The organism is Cupriavidus cauae (genome assembly GCF_008632125.1).
In the GTDB taxonomy this organism is placed as follows: domain Bacteria; phylum Pseudomonadota; class Gammaproteobacteria; order Burkholderiales; family Burkholderiaceae; genus Cupriavidus; species Cupriavidus cauae.
Genome location: NZ_VWRN01000073.1, coordinates 47066 through 66598 on the forward strand (window position 1 = coordinate 47066; position 19533 = coordinate 66598).

Consider the following 19533-nt stretch of genomic DNA (forward strand, 5'->3'; position numbering starts at 1 on the left):
TCAGCAGGTGGAGCAGAAAAAGGTATGGCGGCGGACGGTGCGCACAGCGCAGGGCGTACGGGGCGTCATTGGAGCGTGGCGCCGGACTGGCGAACCACCTCGCGCCACCGCACCATTTCGGACTTGACCATCGACTGCAGCCGCGTATCGCGAATGTCCGTCAGCGGCGTGCTGCCGAACTTTTCGGTGATGGCCAGCATTTCCGGGGAGGCGATGGCACGGGCGATCTCGTCGCCCAGCCGCTTGGCGATATCAGGGGGCGTCCTGGCAGGCATGAAGACCGCGCTCCATGCACTGGTCTCCGCGCCCGGATAGCCCGCTTCCGCGATGGTGGGCACATCGGGCACGACTTTCAGCCGCGATTTGGCCGTCACGACAAGGGGGCGAAGCTTGCCGGCCTGGATCAACGGCATGACGACGACCGGGTAGTCGAACATCAGATTGACGTTGCCGGCCGTCAAGTCGTTCAGCGCCGGATTGCTGCCCTTGTAAGGCACGTGGGTCATCTCGATGCCAGCGGCCTTCTGGAACACCTCTGCCGTCAGATGGGTACCGGTGCCGGGGCCGGCCGAGGCGAAGTTCAGCTTGCCGGGATGGGCCTTTGCGTAGGCGACGACATCGGCCACGGTCTTGAACGGCTGGCTGGCATTGACCACCAGGATCAGCGGCGTGGTAGAGATGCCGTGCACCGGCACGAAATCCGCGATCGGGTCGTAGCGCAGGTTCTTGTAGAGCGCGAGGTTGGCCGCATGCGTGCCCTGCGTGCCGTAGATCATCGTGTAGCCGTCCGGCGGCTGTCGCGAGGCCGCTTCGACGCCAATGGAGCCCCCTGCGCCGGGCTTGTTGTCCACCACCACCGGCTGGCCCAGCTGTTCCCCCAGCTTCTTCGCCAGCATGCGTGACACGTTGTCGGTGATGCCACCCGGGGTGAACGGCACCACGAAGGTGATCGGCTTGCTGGGCCAGTTCGCTGGTGCGCCCTGGGCTGACGTCGCGCCGGGCGAGAGCACTGCAGCCGCGGCGAGCGCTCCGGCCAATGCATGTCCAAGGGTCTGCATGAGGTGTCTCCTTGTCGTTTTGCGTTTGTATTTGTCTACGGCGTGTCGTACTATAGGCCAGCATTTCGTAGATATACAAGTTGAAAGGTTGAGCACCGAACGCAGGCACGGCGAGGAATCCCGGCGTATCTGTACAGGAGCGCGGCGGGAAGCAGGGCGGATGTAGTCGATCGATGTGGCTATAATTCGTGAGTCATTACGAAATTTCGGAGACTCTATGCCGACCCTTGTACCAGCCGCCGCCCGTACCATGGCCTTGCTCGAAGTCTTTGCGCGCGAGCGACGCGAACTCTCGAACTCGGACCTGGCGCGCCTGATGGACCTGCCGGAAAGCAGCTGCTCGGACCTGCTTCACACCTTGCATGAGCTGGGCTACCTGGTACGCACTGCCCGCAGCAGGCGCTTCTATCCCACCGCGCGGCTGCTCAGCATTGCTCAGGAGATATCGTCGAGCGATCCGCTCTATGCGGTAGGCGCCGAAGCATGCGAACTGCTGCGGGACCGTACCGGTGAAACCGGATTGTTCGGCCGCATCGAGGGCGGCGTCGTGCGGGTGCTGGCATTTACCGAGGGTCGCCATCCGCTGCGCTATATGCAGAACGTCGGGGACAAGCTGGCCTTGCATGTGTCGGCGCTTGGCAAGGCGATCCTCGCTCTGGGCACGCAGGAGGAAGCGGCGCGCCAATTGCGGCTCAAGCCCCTGAAGAAGATCGCGCCCGGCACGATCACCGACCTGTCGGTGCTGGAAGCACAGGTAGCGAAGGCGCGCCGGCAGGGGTGGATCTGGGTGGAAAACGAGGGTGGCGACGGGCTCGGCGCGATGGCCGTGGCCGGCTATGTCGGCGGCGAACCCCTGTCGCTGTCGATCGCCGGACCCGTCGACCGTCTGCGCGCCAACAAGGACGCCATGCTGCAGGCCCTGCGCGAGGTGCAGGCCCTGGTGTTTCGTCCGGAGCCCGACGAGGGAGTGGCCTCGCCGCCCGCCACGGCGGCGCGCAGGACAGGCAGGGCGAGGGCACCAGCCGTGTAGGGAGCGCCCCGCCGGGAAGGACGCAAAGGGTTAGCGGTACGCCATGGCGTACCGCCATCATGGAAGCCATCGGGGCGGCCAACGTGGCGGCCAACGGGCAACAAGACAAAGGAGACACCCCATGCATTTCGTACCGGACAACGAGCAGGTGCTGTTGCGCGACAGCATCCGTCGCTACATGAAGAGCGAGGTCGCGCCGCTGGTGGCCGAACATGACAAGGCACATACCTTTCCCTTTGAAATCCTCAAGGGGTTGTCTCAGTTCGGCTATATCGGCGGCCGCCTGCCCGAGTCCGAGGGCGGCATGGGGCTGGACCACGTTACGTGGGGCATGCTGATGGAAGAGGCGGGCTACGCCTGGCTGTCGCTTCGCACCATGCTCAACATCACCAACGGCGGCATCCTGAAGCTCGCCAGCGAAGGCACGCCGGAGCAGAAGACGCGCTTCCTGCAACCATTGCTGCGTTCCGACCGCCGTTGCTGCACCGCGATCTCCGAGCCCGGAACGGGCTCGAACATCGCACAGATCCAGACGCGTGCGGACCTGGTCGGCGACGAGTACGTGCTCAATGGCCGCAAGCTGTGGATCACCAATGGCTACTTTGCCGATTTCGCGATCGTGGTGGCGCGCACCTTCAGTCCCGATTGCGACGGGCAACTGTCCACCTTCATCGTCGAGCGGGATGTGACGCCGTATGAAGTGCGGCGCGTGGACACCATGGTGTTGCGCAGCACCGGTACCGCGGAGCTCAACTTCGACAACGTACGCATTCCGCGCGCCAACCTGCTTGGCACGGAGGGCAGCGCCCTCAAGCGGATGCTCAAGGGACTCGATGCCGCCCGGGTCAATATCGCCATGGGCGCGGTGGGCGCGGCCCAGGCTGCGCTCGACCTGTCGATCGACTATGCCCGCACGCGCACGCAGTTCGGCCGCCCCATCGGCAGCTTCCAGCTGGTGCAGAAGCATATCGTCGACATGACGGTCCGCGTCGAAGCCGCGCGCGCGCTCGGCTACCGCGCAGCGGCGGCCCTGGACGCCAACCAGGACGCGCGCACCGCTTGCTCGATCGCCAAGCTGTACGCCACCGAGGCAGCCCACGAGGTCGCCGATATGGCACTGCAGGTCCATGGCGGCCTGGGTTACGCCACCGACTATCCGATCGAGCGCATCTTCCGCGATACGCGCGGCGGCACCATTCCCGAAGGGACCACCGAGGTACAGACACTGATCGTCGGCCGGGAGATTCTCGGCATGTCGGCCATTGCCTGATCACGCGCCCGCGCTATTGCGCCGGCCTGCTGCCATCGTCACGGGCGCCCCATCGCGGCTGCCCGGGCGACTGTCCTTTCCGGAGAACCAGTCATGCATTCCAACACGACGGATCTGTCCCGCCTGATCCATCCCCGCTCGATCGCGCTGGTTGGCGCATCGGATCGTCCCAACAGCATCGGTGAACGGACCCTGACCAACCTGGTCGTCCATTCGCGCATCGACGGCGACCTCTACCTCGTCAATCCAGGCAAGACCGAAATCATGGGGCGGCGGTGCTGGCCAAGCGTCGCGTCGCTGCCGGACACGCCCGACGTCGCCGTCATCGTGGTGCCTGCCGCCGGCGTGCTCGCCGTGCTCGACGAATGCGCCTCCCGCGGCGTGCGCTTCGCCATCATCCTGAGCTCCGGTTTTGGCGAAACCGGCGCGGAAGGCGAGCGCGAGCAGCAGCGCATGAAAGCCATCGCCGAACGCAGCGGCATGCGGCTGTATGGACCGAACTGCCCGGGGTTGACCAATGTCAATGCGCAGCTCGGCATGACCTTTTCGCCCTCGTTCCCGCACGATCTGGTCAAGGGTCCGATCGGGCTTGCGACCCAGGGCGGCGGGCTCGGGCGCAACGTGATGCAGGCGATGGAGCGCGGCATCGGTATTGGCTTGTGGGCTTCGACCGGCAACGAGGTCGACCTTCAGGTCGCCGACTTCATCCACTACATGGCAGACGCACCGGACATCAAGGTCATCGCCACGCTGCTCGAAGGCATCAAGGATGGCGAGCGCTTCGCGGCGGCCGTGCAACGCGCGGCCGCGAACGGCAAGCCGGTGGTAGCGCTCAAGGTCGGCCGTTCGGAATATGGGCGCCGCGCCGCGCAGTCGCACACCGCCTCGCTGACCGGTTCGGCCGAGGTCAACAGCGCGGTGTTCCGGCAGCTCGGGGTGATCGAGGTGCACGACATCGACGAGCTGGTCGATACCGCATGGCTGTTCGCACGCGCACTGCCGGCCGGTCGCGATGCCCTCGCCATCTACTGCTCGTCGGGCGGCACCTCGGCGCTGACCGCCGACGCGGTCGGTGCCGAGGGACTGACCCTTGCGCAGTTTGCCAGCGAGACCACCGATACCTTGCGCACCACGCTGCCCGACTACGCCGCCATCGGCAACCCGGTGGACACGACCGCCGCCGTCCTCAGCGATTCGTCGCTGGTGGAGAAGACGCTGGGCGCCGTCGCCGCCGATCCGAATGTCGGCCTCGTCGTGTTGCCGATTACGCTGGACTACGGCGAGACCACCACGCGCATGGCACAGAACATCGTGAACGCACAACGCGCCACCAGCACGCCAATCGTGCCGATCTGGATGAGCGATCGGCTCGGCGACGGCTACAAGCTGCTGGTCGAGCACGGCTTCGCGCCGCCACGCTCGGTCAACAAGGCGATCGCGGCGATTCGCCGCTGGACCGCCTATGGCCGATGGCGCGCCGCCGAAGGGGGCGAGCTGGCACTGCGCGTGCCCACTGTTGCAAGCAGCGTCGCCGACGGTGCAGTCGTCACGCAGCCGTTGTCAGAAGCGAACGCCAAGGCGCGGCTGCGCGAGGCCGGCATCGCGCTGTTGCCGTGCGAGATCGCGCGGACGCGCGACGATGCGGTGCGCATCGCGCGTGCGATGGGCTTTCCCGTGGTGGCAAAGATCGCGAGCGCCGATATCGTGCACAAGTCGGACATCGGCGGAGTGCGCGTAGGTCTGGAGGATGCGGCGGCGGTGCAGGAGGCATGGGATGCCATCACCGCCGCGGCGCACCGCCATCGCCCCGACGCCACCATCGACGGCGTGCTGATTGAGAAGATGGCGCCGCCGCGCGGCCTGGAACTGTTGATCGGCGTTACGCGTGATCCGGTGTTCGGCCATGTGCTGACCTTCGGCATGGGCGGCATCCATGTCGAGGTACTGCGCGATGTATCGCGCCGGATGCTGCCGCTCGGCAAGGGAGAGGCTGCGGCAATGATCCGCGAGATCCGCGCGTGGCCATTGCTGGAAGGGATTCGTGGGCGGCCGCCCGCCGACGTGGCAGCGCTGGAGGCGCTGCTCGGCCGGATCTCCGATTTCGTGCGCGACAACGCCGCGTGGATCGAGGAGATGGACCTGAATCCGGTCTGGGTCGACGTTGCGAGCGAACCCGGCAAACCTGGCGCCGGCGCGATCCCGCTCGATGCGGTGATCGTCGCGCGACAGCCACCGGAGGCTCGCGCATGAGCGCCGCCGATCCCACTGCCGTCGCGCCGCCGCTGGACGGCGTCACCGTCATCGACTTGAGCGAGCTGCTGCCCGGACCATTCTTTACGCAAAACCTGGCGGAACTGGGCGCCCGGGTGATCAAGATCGAGCGCCCGCCGCACGGCGACAACGCGCGCCGTATGGGTCCGGGAGTGTTCGAGGCCGTCAATCGGGGAAAGCAGAGCCTGCTCGTCGATCTGAAGGAGGAAGCGGGGCGCCGTGAAGTGCTTGCGTTGCTGGACGAGGCCGACGTGCTGGTCGAATCCTACCGGCCCGGCGTGATGGCCCGGCTGGGGCTCGACGCCGCTACGCTGCAGGCGCGCTTTCCGCGCCTGGTACACGTGTCGCTGAGCGGTTATGGCCAGCAGGGACCGTGGGCGCAGTTGCCAGGCCATGACATCAATTACCTCGCAGCGTGCGGTGCGCTGGCGGTATCGGGGGAGCAGCGCGGCGGTCCAGCGCAGTCGTTCGGCCTGCCGCTGGCCGACCTGTGCGGTGCGATGTACGCGCTGTCCGCCACGCTCGCCGCCTTGCTGCAGCGCGAGCGAAGCGGCCGTGGCCAGTACCTGGACGTCGCACTCGCCGACAGCGCGCTGCACTGGATGAACGCACGCTTCGGCGCCTGGCGCGAGGCGGGGGCAGGCTCGCTCGCCGAGCAGCGCGAAGCGACGCTGGTCAAACCGGCCTATGGCGCGTTCCGCTGCAGCGACGGCGAGTACCTGTCGGTGGCCGCGCTCGAGGACCATTTCTGGAAGCGGCTGTGCGAGGCGTTGCCGATGGCGCCGTTCGACGGCGAGCCCTGGCGTGGCATCGCCGCACGCAAGCCTGCCGCCGCTGCCATCAACGCGCGTCTGGCCGAAGCGCTCGCCGCCTACGAGCGCGACCGCGCGTTCGCGCTGCTCGCGCGGGCCGATGTGCCAGTTGCGCCGGTCGTCGCACCCAACGACGTCGGTGCGCTGGCGCAGTTCCGCGAGCGCGATCGGTTCGATCCGGGCAGCGCCGATGCGCCTTTGCCGCTGGCGCGCTTTCCCGTCCCCCTGGAGGGCATGAGCGCGATGGGCCCGGGACGCGCCCCTGCGCTGGACAGTGCGCGCCGACAGCAGGGCCGGGGCGATGGCGGGCGGTGATCCATCGCGTGGGCAGCACAGCGGGCCGTTCCGCACGCGGCTGACCGAGCTGTTCGGCATCGACCATCCGATCCTGGGCGGCGGGCTGATGTGGCTGTCACAGCCGCGCTACGTCGCCGCGCTCGTCAATGCTGGTTGCATGGGCTTCATCACGCCACGTTCGTTCGAGGATCGCCCCGCGTTCGAAGCCGCGTTGCGCCAGTGCGCCTTGCTGACCGAAGGGCGGCCATTCGGCGTCAACCTGACTCTGTCGGGGCGTTCCGCCGGCAATGATGCCGTGCTCGACTGGCTCGATGCCGCGCTCCGTTGTGGCGTGCGCCATTTCGAGACCGCGGGCCGGGGGCCGGGGGAACTGATCCGGCGTATCCACGACGGTGGCGGCATCGTCCTGCACAAGGCGTCCAGCATTCGCCATGCGCTGGCCGCCGAGCGCGATGGCGCCGACGCGGTGGCGCTGGTCGGCATGGAGGAGGGCGGCCATCCCGGCCTCAACGAACTGCCGTCGATGTTGCTCGGGGCGCTTGCGCAAGACCGCGTGCGGGTGCCCATCGCCATCGGTGGCGGCATCGGCCATGGGCGGCAGATCGCGGCACTGCTGGCGCAGGGACTCGATGGCGCCGTGATCGGCAGCCGCTTCCTGGTCAGCGAGGAAGTCGAGGCGCATCCGGCGTACAAGCGCCATCTGGTCGAATGCGACGAGCATGCAACCGTCGCGGTGTTGCGCTCGCTCGGCAACACCTGGCGCGTGCTGCGCAATGCCACCGCCGAGCAAGTCGCCGCGCTCGAGCGCGATGGCGCACGCGACTATGCCGCGTATGGCGATCTGCTCGATGGTCGCAACACACGCGACCGTTGCTATCGGGAGGGCCAGTGGCAGCACGGCATGGTGTCGCTGGGGCCTTCCATTGCGTTTGCACGCCGGGTCGAGCCGCTGGCTGAGATCGTCGCCACGCTGCTTGCCGAGGCGGTGGCCTGCTTCGATTCTCTGGATCATCGGATACGTGTGAAATCATGACGACGCTGCCATTCCTGGAACGCCTGAAGGTCCCCGTCGTCGCCGCGCCGATGCTGCGCGTGTCCGGCATCGAACTGGTATCGGCGGCGTGTCGCGCCGGTGTGGTCGGCGCCTTCCCGACCGCCAATTGCCGCTCGCTGGACGAACTCGATGCCTGGCTGGCGCGGCTATCGACCGAAGCCGCAGAGGCCACGCGCAACGGCGCACCGCACCATGGCGCGTATTGCCCCAACCTGATCATGCGGCGCGACCCGGCCAAGCTGCGCGCCGAGGTCGAATTGATCGCCAGCTATCGACCCGAGGTGGTGATCACCAGCGTCGGCTCGCCGGCCGCCGCCATGCCCGCATTGCGAGCGGCGGGCTCCTGCGTGTTTGCCGACGTCGCCACCTTGCACCACGCCCGCCGCGCCCTGGATGCCGGCGCCGATGGCCTCGTGTTGCTCACCGCGGGCGCCGGCGGCCACACGGGCTGGGCCAATCCGTTTGCCTTCGTGCGGGCGGTGCGGGCATTCTTCCATGGCCCGCTGATACTGGCGGGCGGCATGATGGACGGTATTGCGCTGCGGGCAGCCACGGTCCTCGGCTGCGACCTCGTATCGATGGGCACGCGCTTTATCGGGACGCGGGAGAGCCTGGCCAGCGAGGACTACAAGGCGATGCTGTGCAACAGCACGCTCGATGATGTGGTGACGACGCGAGCGTTTACCGGTTTGCCGGCCAATTTCCTGGTCCCGTCGATTCGCCGCGTCGGACTCGATCCGCAGCAGCTCGACGAATCGGTGTCCGTACATGAAGCCCGCAGCCGGTTTGGCGGCGGTGCCGACGGCGCGGTGATCCAACGCTGGGCGGACCTTTGGAGCGCCGGGCACTCGGTGTCGGGGGTGAAGGCCGTCAGCAGTGTGGCAGAGGTCGTGGAGGAGCTGGCAATAGAGTATGAAGAGGCAGAGCCGCGGCTTTCCGGCTCGCGCAATCGACACTGAGTCCCGCTGCAGCGCGGCCGCTTTGCGGGGCCTTTTTTCCTGGCTCGCGCTGGCGCCTGACCGCTGTTCGTGCGCGACGGCCCTGGTGGTCTGCCGGTCGTCGCGCAATGCCTGCACCTTGTCCGCGATCTCCAGCACGTGCCCCAGGCGTTACGACATTAGAAAAAACGGCCAACACCTTTGTCGCCGATAATACTTCTTATGTAAAATTCGAAGTCATTGCGCGGACAGGAGTGCGTTCGCACTCGTTAATTTGCATAAATTTGTTACCCGTTTTTGCATAAATTTGTTACCCGCCCCTAGGCGCTTACCTTTCGGAGGCTGGCAGTTTCGATGACGGCACAGCCGGCGACTATGCCGGGAGCGCCGTGTGCTCTCTCTACCGTTTGCACGTGCTCGCGCCCCCGCCTGCGAGATACCCCTGTCCGAGTTGTCGGCCTCTTTGCTAGCCGTGTAAAGTGACGCAAAGTTACTTTAGGACACTGCCGTGGCGTGGCAGACAATTCGGGGGGCGGACATGGAATCTTCGGCGGTGCCTTGGTCACAGGGCGTGCAAGTACTGTCTTGGCTGGCGCGCGAGCCATGTGTGCGAAATCCGGATGCTGTAGCGCGAGCGTGGGAGGTGATGGCCCCTGCCGCACCGACGCTGGCCGATTGCGGACGGATGTATGCAGCCTATGGCCGGAGCTTTTCAGTCGCCCAACTGCGCTACATCGCGCAGCATTCGGCAGCGCTGTCGCTCGCGCGCTGGGCGGCCTCCGGTTGGCCTTATCTGCGGTTCAATGAGGACCATGGCTTTACCGCCGGCCCCACCTACGTCGCGCTCCGACCAGGTCAGGTGACGCCCAGCTTCTGGGCATTTTGCTTCGGCACCGTGACCATGTTCGGCCTGGCCGTCGCGGCATTCACCTATGGCAAGACTTCCGGCGGCGTGGGCGGTTTGGTGCTGGCGGCCATCTGCTTGGCCTTTCTGATGCTCGAGTTCGTCGATTTGCGCAGCCGTCACCATGCACGGCGCGCGATCGCCCTGTGCGCGGCGGGGCCACACGCCGACAGCATGACGGTCGCCGTGATGCCAACAAGGGGATTCGGCTTGAAGGATTCCGTGTTTTGAGCCCGAACCGCTCGGCAACGAAGGGGCAAGATTGTAGTCCCTTATTCGTCCGTACAGCCCGCTATTGGCGCCCTTGCGGGTGTCATTTACGCCCCAAATGCCTCTCCGATCTGCCTTGCCCTTTTTACCTCGTCGCTGTGCAGGTAGATCGACGTCGTCGACACGGACGCATGCCGCAGGTTGTCTCGAACGATGGTCAGTTCCGCGCCGCTTCCTAGCGCGTGTGTGGCGTGCGTATGGCGCATCCAGTGGGGACTGGCGCGGCGCAGCTTGTCCGCCGCCGCGGGATGGTCTGCACCAATGACATCCGCAGCCAGCTTGAAGAACCGCTTCACCACATGCCATAGCCGCGTGCTGGAGATGCCGATCTCGGGCTCGCTGCCCAGATCACCGACCAGGCGGACCTCGGGACGCCACAAACGCCGACTGATGGGCAGTCCGCGTTCCGTCAGGTAGCGCTCCACCGCCCGCCGCGCCAACGGGGGCATTGCCACGTTGCCGCTGCGGCCGCCCTTGCCGGTCAGCTCGAGCCATTCGTCGCCTTGCGCGTCGGTCCAGATATCCCCGAGCGTGGCTCCTACCAGCTCGCTGGGACGTAGCCCCGTTGCATAGGCAAAATCCAGCACGAAGCGCAGGCGCTGCGCCGCGGCGGCCTCCCAACCGTAGGACCACTCGAGCCCGTCGGCAATGGTCCGCACCAACTTCCATTCACCGTCGGTAAAGGCGCGCGAATTGTCCAGCGCCGCGGTGCGGCCGCCGCCGCGCACCTTGATGCCGGCGAAGGGATTGGCCAGCACGTAGCGTTGCTCGACCAGCCACCGGAACATCGCCCCAAGGATGGACAGCGCATGGGCGACCGAGCGTGCGGCCAGCGCACCGGTGAACGGCCGCCAGTCCGGCGACGAGCGCGGGCGTGGCGGCCCGACCCACCGCTCTCGTGGCATGGGACGCCGCAGGAAGGCGCGGTAGGCCACGGCGTCTTCGGTGGTCAACGACGACAGCGGCCGCTGACGCTCGACGATGGCCCACAGGATCAGCCGTTCCGCTTCCTTGCGGTAGGTGCGGTGAGTAGCCGGTGACTCGTGCAGCGCCAGCCAGGCCTGCACCGCCTCGTAGTCGTTGTCCGCGGTCAAGGTGCACGTCGCGCGCGGGGCGCGAAAGCGCCCTTCGGAGCCGTCGACCTGATGGGGCAAGCGTAGCTGCTCCCACGGCACGACGCTGCTGCGCCGCTCCTGCACGATCAGCGCGCGGGCCCGCTCGGTCAGCTCGGGATGCGCGGCGAAGAACGCCTCGATCTGTCTGGCACCGGTCGCGCCCAGCCTCGGGATGGCTGCCCACCAGCGTCGGCGCCTGGGCACGCGCACCGTCAGCGCCGCCAGCGTCTCGATGCCGTGGGCGCGCAGGGCGGCGACGGCGCGGGCCGGTAGCCAGCGGCCGATGTCGTCGGTGATCGCTGGCTGTGGCGTCGGCAGCGTGCGCAGGACCTCGATAGCACGGTCGGCCACCCTGCCCTGCGCCACCCGCGCCGACGCCGGCATCTCGAACAACGCGGCCAGATCGTCGCGGCCGCGCTCGCGTGCCAGCAAGGCAAGCCGGCGGCGAATGCGGCCCAGCACGGCGCGCGAGGATTGGCCGCGCGCCCTCTCCTCCCCCAGGTATTGCGCCACGGCTTGCCGGGAGCTCAGGCCGGCATGCCAGGCACGCAGCGCGGCCAGGGACGCGGCATCGGGGAGTGCCGTGGAGGCATCGGTCGGGGCCGTATCCATACCCGTGCTGGCGGATGATGTGGAGTTAGGTAGGGTCAGGCGTGATTTCATGGGGGCCAGTTTAGCGCAGCGAACTGGCTATTACGATAAGGATACTTATCTCAATAGCGTCGCTATTGGCAGCGGGATCCGGCACATGGCCTAACAGTATGCCGATCTTGCTGGCATCAGCACGTGCCTCGCAGCTCGCCATGGGGGACCGGCCTCCCTAAGCTCGTGGCTGGCGCCGCGGGAAGGTCAGAATAAAGCGGGTGAGACCGCCTGACGACTCAGCCGAGATTCCACCGCGGTGCGCCACCATGATGGCTTGCGTGATCGACAAGCCAAGCCCCACGCTGTCCGAATCAGCGCGCGCCCTGGACTTGTCGGCCCGAAAGAACCGGTCGAACAACGACGGCAACAGCTCGGGATCGATCCCCTCGCCCTGGTTCTCGACCACGATGGTGGCGCCGCCGTCTTGCTCGCATGCCTTGATCACAATCGCTTTGCCGCTGGGCGTATACCGCAGTGCGTTCGACAGCAGATTGCTCAGTGCGCGGCGCAACATCAGGCGATCGCCCACGATGCTGGCGTCGCCCTGCAGGCGCAGCTGCACACCCTTGTCCTCGGCCAAGGCGTCGTAGAAATCAAACAGCGCGCGGGCCTCGTCGCCGACATGGATCGACTCCTCGTTGGGCAGCGTGATGCCGTGCTCCATCTTGGCCAAGTAAAGCATATCGGACACCATGCGGCCAAGGCGCAGCAGCTCCTCGGCGTTGGAGGCCAACACGTCGCGGTACTTGGCGGCCTCGCGCGGCTGCGACAACACGACATGGGTCTGGGTCATCAGGTTGGTGATCGGCGTGCGCAATTCGTGAGCCAGGTCGGACGAGAATTCGGACAATCGCCGGAAATCGTCCTGCAAGCGCTCGAGCATGGCATTCAGCGTCGCCGCCAGATCGGCCATCTCCACCGGCACGGTCTCCACGGGCATGCGGGCGTCAAGGTGATTCGACGTGACACCCTTGGCGCGAGAGGCCATCGTTCGCAACGGCGCCAGACCGCGCCTGGCTGCCCACCAGCCGAACAAGCCGCTGGCGAGCACCGCCAACGTGGTATAGAAGGCCAGCGAGCGACGAAACGCGTGCATAAAGTGGGCATGGATTTCGGTGTCCATGCCGACCATCACCGCCAAGGGCACCGACTCGCCGGGCACTGTCGCGTGCGCGCGCATACCTCGGTATTCCTTGTCTCCCTGCTGCCAGCTCAAGGTCGTCTCATCCGGTCCAAGCCGGCCAATAACGTTGAGCATGGCGCCAAAATCGAACCCATTGGTGCGGTAAATGACGTCACCTTTCGCGGTGCTCACATGGGCGACAAAACCGGGGTGATGTTCCACCATTTCCGCAAGACGGCTCGGCAGGTGCGTGCTGGATTGCTCCTGAGCGATCTTTTGAATCAGACGAACGTTGTCCCCAAGCACCACATAATCTTCGTCGGCAAAATGCCGGTCCATGGAAAGCCAGATCAGTATTCCGAGGCCAAGTAGCACCAATGCCGACGTCAGAGAAAACAACAACGTCAGCCGCATGGTCAGCGACATACGGCGCTTCATTCTTGCCCCTCGGGCGCTTCCAGCACGTACCCCATGCCTCGCACCGTCTGAATCAGCTTGGCGTCGAAGTCGTCGTCGATCTTGGCTCGCAAGCGGCGAATCGCAACGTCGATCACATTGCTGTCGCTGTCGAAGTTCATATCCCACACCTGGGACGCAATCAACGAGCGGGGCAGAACTTCTCCCCGCCTGCGGGCGAGCAGTTCGAGCAGCGCAAACTCCTTGCTGGTCAGCGCTATCCGGCGACCTCCGCGCGAAGCGCGACGTCGACTAAGATCAAGCACCAGGTCGCCCACCTGAATGCGGTCCAGCCCCATCTGCACAGTGCCGCGGCGCAGCAGCGTCCGGACGCGAGCCAACAGTTCGGAGAATGCAAATGGCTTTACCAGGTAATCGTCCGCGCCGAGCTCCAGTCCCTTGACCCGATCAGCGACGCTGTCGCGGGCAGTAAGGAACAAGACCGGAACCGCGCTCTCGGCCGCGCGCAGGCTCAGCAGAATTCTCCAGCCATCGAGGTCCGGCAGCATGACGTCGAGAATAATCAGATCGTAAGACTCGTTGAGCGCCAGGTGTTGTCCATCAAGCCCGTTGCCAACCAGGTCGACAACGAATCCGGCCTCGGTCAATCCCTGGCGCAGGTACTGGCCTGTCTTGGATTCGTCCTCTACGACGAGCAGTTTCATGTTCGAGCTTCCTTTTTCCGATTGTATGGCTGCGCTTGGGTCAGCCCATGGCGAGTCTACGCAGCCCTGCTCCGAGTGGCCCGGACATTACCGGAATGTAATGTTCAGGTAAGTTGTCGGTAGCCTCGTCCTCGTTACTCTCTCTTTGCCGCTGTCCGATGCGGCCATTCAAGCAAAAAGGACTATTTCATGGGACGTGATCGACAGTCTGGCATTGTGCTGGCCAACCTACCGCGCCGCCGCTTCGTGCAGGGTCTGGCTGCGGGGGGTGTGATGGCAGGATTGTCCGGTCTTGGGGGCATCGCGTGGGCCCAAGCATCAGACAAGCCGCGCTCGTACCGCCAAACGGGCTGAAGCGCAGCAACACAAGCCACAGAAGCCGGACGACTCCAAGGCGATGTTGCGCCACCATGACGCCATGATGCAAAAGTGTCGCGAAATGATGGATCAGACCAAGTAACCCAGCCGCTCTCCGGTGCGCTGCGTGCGCGCGGTCGCCGGAGCGATCTCCGGGCGGGCATCAACTAGGCGGCCACCGCCCTTATCCGGCGCACTACGCGGCCGCCGGTCCAGCAACAACTTAGCCCGCCCATCATGCGCTTATGCATCAACAGCATGCCTACCACAGCCAGGATGGCAATCACGCAGATGATTGTGCACACAACTCGCACGGAGGCGGCTCTTCCGATGGACCCGCGATGGGTGGCACGCCGCAGCCGCCGGCACGAATGAGCGACTTCGTCAACGGTGACGGCGCAACGAATCGACGCTAGGGATGTCTTCGCCATGCTCGACCGGACGCTGAGACGGCATCCCGTCGCCGCTGGTGGCGGCCGGAAGAACCGACGCGTTTAATGACAGCGACGTTGCAGTCCTGTAGTCCGCGCGGGCTTTCGCGTGACCGTAGAGAGCCAAAAAGTTAGCGTCATGGCCGTTCTGCCGTTGGCAGCCGATCGTGCTACGCCATGGCGCGGCATGCCTGCGCACAACGCCGGCACGCTTGAGCGCATTCCTGGCAATGCTGAGCCGCATGTCGCTCGCACTCGGCACCGCATGCTTCGCAAGCGGTCGCGCAAAGGTTGCACAGATCCTTGGCGAAGCGACTTCCCCGCGCCATATAGGCGCTGGCCATCCGGCACATTGCGGCGCAATCGAGATCCAGGCGAATGCACTCGGCCATCTCGTGTACGTTCGGCTCACTTAGACACGAGGCGGCGCAGTGCTCGCATGCCACTGCGCAAGCATTGCACTCGTCGATACAGTGTTGAAAATTCTGATGCGGCATGGTCGGCTCCTTGAAGTGATGACGCCACGTCGGCGCCGCTATCGTCACAGCAATATTTGGACCGGCCGCACCGCGAGGCCGCAGCGCTCGCACGTTTTGCCCTCCCTTTGCTCGCGACGGTGCTATGACCGCGCTCATTTCCGCTTAAAGATTGAGGCCAAATTACAAGGCGAGGAATATCTTTCAGGAATAAGCTTGCGCGTTGATTACAGCCCGGTAATGTCGTGGCCTGCCGGCACTTCGAGTTTATGGCGACTTAGTATTTCGCTGGTCATGCGCGGATGACTCCGTTTGATTCGCTTCCTTGGGAGGGGCGATGCCAACATTGCTCGGGCTGACCAGTTCGTCCCGCACACGCGCCTCTTCTCGCGTTGCCTTCGCCGACGAGCGTTCTCCCGCGCGATGCCCGGCGCTCAATTTGAGACCAGCATTCACGCGCGGGCTATCCAATCACGGCACGCGCTTTGCTATCTGCTTTGCTATCTGTTGGGCTGCCAGTGCCGCCGCGCCACCAAGGGACGGCGCCCGGCGCACGCAAGCACCATGGCGTTGACCCGCGATGTCGGGAAGTCCTGGACGCCTGCGCCGATAACCTGTGCCGCCATGAAACTCGGTACAAGGAGGCATGATGGGCTCGATCTCCATCTGGGCGGCCACGCGCCCGCGTCGGCCTCGACCGGCCCTTGAGGGCGACCTGCGCGTCGACGTGGTGATCGTCGGTGCCGGCATCACGGGCCTGACCGCCGCCCTGCTGCTCGCAAAGACCGCCCGGTCGGTGGCGGCGATCGAAGCCCGTGCCGTAGGCGCGGGTGATAGCGGCGGCTCCACCGGTAACCTGTATCAGACCGTCACCGGTGGCCTCGAAACGCTGGCGGCTAAGTGCGAAGCGGACACCGCCCGCGCCGTCGTAGCGTCTCGCGGGGAAGCGATCGCCTGGATCGAGCAGCAAGCGCAGGCGATGGGGCCGAGCAGCGGCTTCCGCCGCTGCCCGATGTACCAGTATCCGCTAAGCCCGGATGCCGAGCCGACCATACTGGGGGAGCTGAAGGCATTGCGCGCAGCAGGTCTGGACGCGCAGTTGGCCTCTGAGATGCCCCCCGGCTTGCCCGCCGCAAAGGGCGCGGTGCTTCTGCTTTCGGCACAAGCGCAGTTCCATCCGATCGGCTATCTGCACGCCTTGGCCCTGCAAGCCGAACACGCCGGCGCCCGCCTCTTCGAAAACTCCCCTGCCCTCGAGCTGGACCTGGAAGTCGGCGTCGTTCGCACACGGACCGGTACCGCCTTCGGCCACCATATTGTGCTGGCCACCCATTCCCCGCTGGGTTTTCACTTGGTGCAAGCCGGCATGGCTGTGCGCCGCGAATATGGTTTGGCCTTCCACGAACAAGCCGTTCCGGCTGGCATCTTCTGGGCGCAGGCCCATCCCAGGCTATCGGTCCGCGGATTGGAGGCAAACGGCAAGCATTACTTGCTTTGCATCGGTGAACACCACGAAACGGGAAGGCATGATGCAGCCGCGGCACTCGCTCAACTTGAACGGGCCGCGCAGGAATACCTGGCTGTCGGTTCACCCGTTCAGCGCTGGTCGGCACAACACTTTCATTCTCCGGACGGCCTTCCCTACATCGGCCGGGACGAGTCAGGGGCTTTCATCGCCACTGGTTTCTCCACCGACGGGCTGGTGTACGGCACAGTCGCGGCCCACATCATTACTGATCAGATCATCGGCGCGCAGAGCCGTTGGAGTTCGCTGTACCTGGGGTCGCTTCAGAAAACGGAAAATATTGCACGCTAAGCCAGTCGGCACGGACGTCGGCTACCGAGCGGCAAAGGCCTGACCTATTTGGTGTGCCCGCTTGACTTCGTCGCTTTGCAAGTAAATCGAGGTGGTGGCCACCGACGCGTGGCGTAGGTTATCGCGCACGGTGGTCAGTTCCGCGCCGCGAGCGAGGGCGTGTGTAGCGTGGGTATGCCGCGTCCAGTGGGGACTGGCTCGGCGCAGCTTTTCGGCGAGTGTCGGGTGGTCGCCGGCGATGATGTCCGCGGCCTGGCCAAAGAAGCGCCGCATTACCATCCACAGCCGGGTGCCGGTGATGTTAGTGACGCTGTCCTGCTCCAGGCTGGCGATCAAGGGTGTCCTGGGGTCCCAACGGGCTGGTGTCACCGGCAGTCCGCGCTGTACAAGATGCTGATCGAGTGCGGTTCGCGCAAGTGGCGGTAGCGCCACCTTTCCCGGGCGCCCACCTTTGCCGACCAGGTGCAGCCAGCGGTCGTTGCGCTCGTCAGTGCGGATATCGCCCAGCGTCGCGCCAACCAGTTCGCTGGCCCGCAGGCCGGTCGCGTAGGCAAAATCGAGAATGAAGCGCAAGCGCTGCGCTGCGGGCACGTCCCACCCGTACGACCATTCCAGGCCATCGGCAATGGTGCGCACCAGCAGCCATTCGCCCTCAGTAAAGCCACGTGTGGTATCGAGTGGCGCGACCCGCGTGCGGCCGCGGACTTTGATGCCGGCAAACGGGTTGGCCAATACATAGCGCTGCTCGATCAGCCATCGGAACATGGCGCCCAGCACCGTGAGGGCGTAGGCCGTCGAACGTGCCGATAGCCCCCGTGCGAAGGGGCGCCAGTCGGGCGCGCTGCGTGCCCGCGGTGGCCCGATCCAGCGCTCACGCGGAGTTGGTCGCCGCAGGAACCCGCGGTAGGCGATGGCGTCCTCGGTCGTAAGCGACGACAGCGCCCGACCGCGCTCGATAATCGCCCACAGGATCAGGCGTTCCGCCTCCTTGCGATAGGCGCGCTGCGTGGTCTGGGTTTCGTGCAGGGCGAGCCAGGCCTGCACGGCTTCGTAGTCGTTCGATGCGTCGAGCGTGCAGGCCTGTCGCGGTGCCCGGAAGCTGCCTCGCGAGCCGTCCACCTCGTCGGGCAGTTTCAGCCGCTCCCACGGGACCACCTCGCCTGGCGGCGCGCCGACGATCAGGGCACGCGCACGCTCCGTCAACCGCGGATGGGCGTGGAAGAAGGCCTCGATGTGCCGCGCGCTCGCTTGCCCCAGCCCCGGGATCGCGCCCCACCAGCGGCGCCGGCGCGGCACGCGCACGGTCAGGTCCGCCAGTGTGGAAATGCCGTGGGCTCGCAATGCGCGCACGGCCCGCGGTGCCAGCCACAGTTCAATGTCGTCGGTGACCTGTGGCTGCGGCGCAGGCAGAGCACGCAGAACCCTGATGGCCTGGCCATCGGCGAGGCCATCGGGATTGCGGGGACGCTATGCGTCGATTCACCTACAAACTTGGGCGCCAGCGGCCGTCAGCATTTTCGTTAAGTTGCTGAGGTGCGTTGGCCGTAGCGAGCGCAGACAGTTGTGACACAGCCGCAACAGCCCTACCGCGGCGGGGAGGGCTGGCAATCGCAGTGATGATAGTGTGGAACTTGCGGCAGACTGAGACCGCTAACCAACACTCCAGGGAGACCTTTCTTGAAACGGATCACCATCATTCTCACGGCCGTTCTGGCCTGTGCGTCGGGCGGCGTGTGGGCGCATAGTGGTGGGACTGACAGCCAAGGCTGCCATATGGACCACAAGACCGGCATTCGTCACTGCCACTGAAGTCAAGCAGTATTGCGGCGTCCGCCGACATCGCGGACGCCAGCGGCTTAAGGTCTTGAGTAGTTTGCTCGGCCTCAAAAAAGCGAAGCGGGGCTTCCCTTCTTGCGCCGGTCTCCGTCCTTGCCTGACCGCGCCACCCTTGCGGTTACTTCCACCTTCGTAGCACACGTTGAAACACCAGACTGTTCGGCAGCTGCAGCACCACCTCTTGTCCTTCGACTGTTGTTTCCAGTAAGGTGGTATAGACGAGATTTACGTCGAGCACACGGCCCTTAATTCCCGGCTTTTCCCCGTTCTCAAGAAGCTCCACAACATCCCCAATGCGGAACGCACCGGTGACGTATATCAGGAGCGCGCAGAACAGGTTCGAGAGTACACTCCACGCGGCGAAAAACGCGACCGCCCCGACAGTGGCAAATCCCGTGAATGCGGTCCACAGGACGGTTCCAGACACGCCCATTCGCTCCAGAGCCCAGAGCGTGGCAGCTACGTACACGATGGTCGCGACCACACGCAAAGACAGCGCCGCAACTTTTCCTGGCAGAGAATATGTATTGGTCAGCTTTCTAAGCAACCGCCGCGCGATGCGCACTGCTAACCATGCGCCAGCCGCAATCAGCACGACCTCGATAGCGGGAACAAGAATGTCGAACCAATCTGCCAGCCACTGCGGCAAGCTTTCGTGTATAGCTTGAAGAAGTTTGTTCATCGAAATAGAGATACAGCCACAGCACCG

Annotated in this window: 16 protein-coding genes and 2 pseudogenes; 10 read left to right on the top strand and 8 right to left on the bottom strand. The window is 65.3% G+C overall.

Annotated elements, in window-relative coordinates; genetic code table 11:
* Positions 1-65: 65 nt before the first annotated feature.
* A complete protein-coding gene (locus F1599_RS25060) occupies positions 66-1058 on the bottom strand; it encodes a Bug family tripartite tricarboxylate transporter substrate binding protein (RefSeq protein WP_150084876.1) in 993 nt (330 codons plus the stop codon).
* Between the two features lie 217 nt (positions 1059-1275).
* Here F1599_RS25060 and F1599_RS25065 point away from each other — a divergent pair, with 217 nt between their 5' ends.
* From F1599_RS25065 to F1599_RS25095, 7 genes are all read left to right on the top strand, one after another.
* Positions 1276-2088, top strand: a complete 813-nt coding sequence (locus F1599_RS25065; RefSeq protein WP_149318351.1) for an IclR family transcriptional regulator — start codon at positions 1276-1278, stop codon at positions 2086-2088.
* 121 nt (positions 2089-2209) lie between these two features.
* Entirely contained in the window at positions 2210-3358 is a 1149-nt protein-coding gene (locus F1599_RS25070; RefSeq protein ID WP_149318352.1) for an acyl-CoA dehydrogenase family protein, read from the top strand.
* 93 nt (positions 3359-3451) lie between these two features.
* Positions 3452-5608, top strand: coding sequence for an acetate--CoA ligase family protein (locus F1599_RS25075; protein ID WP_150084877.1), 2157 nt, complete (start codon positions 3452-3454; stop codon positions 5606-5608).
* Positions 5605-6756, top strand: coding sequence for a CaiB/BaiF CoA transferase family protein (locus F1599_RS25080; protein ID WP_150084878.1), 1152 nt, complete (start codon positions 5605-5607; stop codon positions 6754-6756). The genes F1599_RS25075 and F1599_RS25080 overlap by 4 nt, the downstream gene beginning before the upstream one ends.
* Positions 6743-7771: an NAD(P)H-dependent flavin oxidoreductase gene (locus tag F1599_RS25085; protein WP_150084879.1), complete on the top strand. Its 1029-nt coding sequence runs from the start codon at positions 6743-6745 to the stop codon at positions 7769-7771. The genes F1599_RS25080 and F1599_RS25085 overlap by 14 nt, the downstream gene beginning before the upstream one ends.
* A complete protein-coding gene (locus F1599_RS25090) occupies positions 7768-8751 on the top strand; it encodes an NAD(P)H-dependent flavin oxidoreductase (protein WP_150084880.1) in 984 nt (327 codons plus the stop codon). Before F1599_RS25085 ends, F1599_RS25090 begins: the two co-directional genes overlap by 4 nt.
* Before the next feature lie 625 nt (positions 8752-9376).
* The gene (locus F1599_RS25095; RefSeq protein ID WP_012435765.1) at positions 9377-9865 is read left to right on the top strand and encodes a hypothetical protein; all 489 of its coding nucleotides are present in this window, start codon (positions 9377-9379) and stop codon (positions 9863-9865) included.
* 86 nt (positions 9866-9951) lie between these two features.
* Here the strand turns inward: F1599_RS25095 and F1599_RS25100 are convergent, their stop codons facing one another.
* From F1599_RS25100 to F1599_RS25110, 3 genes are all read right to left on the bottom strand, one after another.
* On the bottom strand, positions 9952-11682 hold the full coding sequence (locus F1599_RS25100; RefSeq protein ID WP_041672593.1) for a phage integrase family protein: 1731 nt from the start codon (positions 11680-11682) through the stop codon (positions 9952-9954).
* A gap of 157 nt (positions 11683-11839) precedes the next feature.
* The gene (locus F1599_RS25105; protein ID WP_012435767.1) at positions 11840-13225 is read right to left on the bottom strand and encodes a heavy metal sensor histidine kinase; all 1386 of its coding nucleotides are present in this window, start codon (positions 13223-13225) and stop codon (positions 11840-11842) included.
* Positions 13222-13908 carry a heavy metal response regulator transcription factor gene (locus F1599_RS25110; RefSeq protein WP_012435768.1) on the bottom strand — a complete coding sequence of 229 codons (687 nt, stop codon included), beginning with the start codon at positions 13906-13908 and terminating at the stop codon, positions 13222-13224. Before F1599_RS25110 ends, F1599_RS25105 begins: the two co-directional genes overlap by 4 nt.
* 189 nt (positions 13909-14097) lie before the next feature.
* Between F1599_RS25110 and F1599_RS25115 the strand changes: the two are divergent.
* Positions 14098-14223 (top strand): annotated as a pseudogene (locus tag F1599_RS25115) (twin-arginine translocation signal domain-containing protein); the annotation flags it as partial.
* Positions 14224-14649: 426 nt separating this feature from the next.
* Here the strand turns inward: F1599_RS25115 and F1599_RS26060 are convergent.
* On the bottom strand, positions 14650-14940 hold the full coding sequence (locus F1599_RS26060) for a hypothetical protein (protein WP_162491053.1): 291 nt from the start codon (positions 14938-14940) through the stop codon (positions 14650-14652).
* Positions 14867-15193, bottom strand: coding sequence for a four-helix bundle copper-binding protein (locus F1599_RS25120; RefSeq protein ID WP_012435770.1), 327 nt, complete (start codon positions 15191-15193; stop codon positions 14867-14869). The genes F1599_RS26060 and F1599_RS25120 overlap by 74 nt, the downstream gene beginning before the upstream one ends.
* A gap of 625 nt (positions 15194-15818) precedes the next feature.
* Here F1599_RS25120 and F1599_RS25125 point away from each other — a divergent pair.
* A complete protein-coding gene (locus tag F1599_RS25125) occupies positions 15819-16988 on the top strand; it encodes an NAD(P)/FAD-dependent oxidoreductase (RefSeq protein WP_103519529.1) in 1170 nt (389 codons plus the stop codon).
* A gap of 21 nt (positions 16989-17009) precedes the next feature.
* On the opposite strand, the pseudogene F1599_RS25130 reads toward F1599_RS25125, so the two are convergent.
* Positions 17010-18422 (bottom strand): annotated as a pseudogene (locus F1599_RS25130) (phage integrase family protein); the annotation flags it as partial.
* A 297-nt stretch (positions 18423-18719) separates the two neighbouring features.
* On the opposite strand from F1599_RS25130, the gene F1599_RS26385 reads away from it, so the two are divergent.
* Positions 18720-18797, top strand: a complete 78-nt coding sequence (locus F1599_RS26385; RefSeq protein WP_223819874.1) for a YHYH domain-containing protein — start codon at positions 18720-18722, stop codon at positions 18795-18797.
* Positions 18798-18942: 145 nt separating this feature from the next.
* Here F1599_RS26385 and F1599_RS25140 read toward each other — a convergent pair whose 3' ends face one another.
* Positions 18943-19506 (bottom strand): mechanosensitive ion channel family protein, encoded by a 564-nt coding sequence (locus F1599_RS25140; RefSeq protein ID WP_012435773.1) that lies wholly within the window; start codon positions 19504-19506, stop codon positions 18943-18945.
* Positions 19507-19533 lie beyond the last annotated feature (27 nt).

What these genes read in the sequence shown, in the direction of transcription:
- F1599_RS25105 (WP_012435767.1), bottom strand. Translation starts at nt 13,225, where the DNA reads ATGAAGCGCCGTATGTCGCTGACCATGCGGCTGACGTTGTTGTTTTCT.
- F1599_RS25095 (WP_012435765.1), top strand. Translation starts at nt 9,377, where the DNA reads ATGGCCCCTGCCGCACCGACGCTGGCCGATTGCGGACGGATGTATGCA.
- F1599_RS25100 (WP_041672593.1), bottom strand. Translation starts at nt 11,682, where the DNA reads ATGAAATCACGCCTGACCCTACCTAACTCCACATCATCCGCCAGCACG.
- F1599_RS25070 (WP_149318352.1), top strand. Translation starts at nt 2,210, where the DNA reads ATGCATTTCGTACCGGACAACGAGCAGGTGCTGTTGCGCGACAGCATC.
- F1599_RS25085 (WP_150084879.1), top strand. Translation starts at nt 6,743, where the DNA reads ATGGCGGGCGGTGATCCATCGCGTGGGCAGCACAGCGGGCCGTTCCGC.
- F1599_RS25120 (WP_012435770.1), bottom strand. Translation starts at nt 15,193, where the DNA reads ATGCCGCATCAGAATTTTCAACACTGTATCGACGAGTGCAATGCTTGC.
- F1599_RS26060 (WP_162491053.1), bottom strand. Translation starts at nt 14,940, where the DNA reads ATGCGGCTCAGCATTGCCAGGAATGCGCTCAAGCGTGCCGGCGTTGTG.
- F1599_RS25060 (WP_150084876.1), bottom strand. Translation starts at nt 1,058, where the DNA reads ATGCAGACCCTTGGACATGCATTGGCCGGAGCGCTCGCCGCGGCTGCA.
- F1599_RS25080 (WP_150084878.1), top strand. Translation starts at nt 5,605, where the DNA reads ATGAGCGCCGCCGATCCCACTGCCGTCGCGCCGCCGCTGGACGGCGTC.
- F1599_RS25090 (WP_150084880.1), top strand. Translation starts at nt 7,768, where the DNA reads ATGACGACGCTGCCATTCCTGGAACGCCTGAAGGTCCCCGTCGTCGCC.
- F1599_RS25075 (WP_150084877.1), top strand. Translation starts at nt 3,452, where the DNA reads ATGCATTCCAACACGACGGATCTGTCCCGCCTGATCCATCCCCGCTCG.
- F1599_RS25065 (WP_149318351.1), top strand. Translation starts at nt 1,276, where the DNA reads ATGCCGACCCTTGTACCAGCCGCCGCCCGTACCATGGCCTTGCTCGAA.
- F1599_RS25140 (WP_012435773.1), bottom strand. Translation starts at nt 19,506, where the DNA reads ATGAACAAACTTCTTCAAGCTATACACGAAAGCTTGCCGCAGTGGCTG.
- F1599_RS25110 (WP_012435768.1), bottom strand. Translation starts at nt 13,908, where the DNA reads ATGAAACTGCTCGTCGTAGAGGACGAATCCAAGACAGGCCAGTACCTG.
- F1599_RS25125 (WP_103519529.1), top strand. Translation starts at nt 15,819, where the DNA reads ATGATGGGCTCGATCTCCATCTGGGCGGCCACGCGCCCGCGTCGGCCT.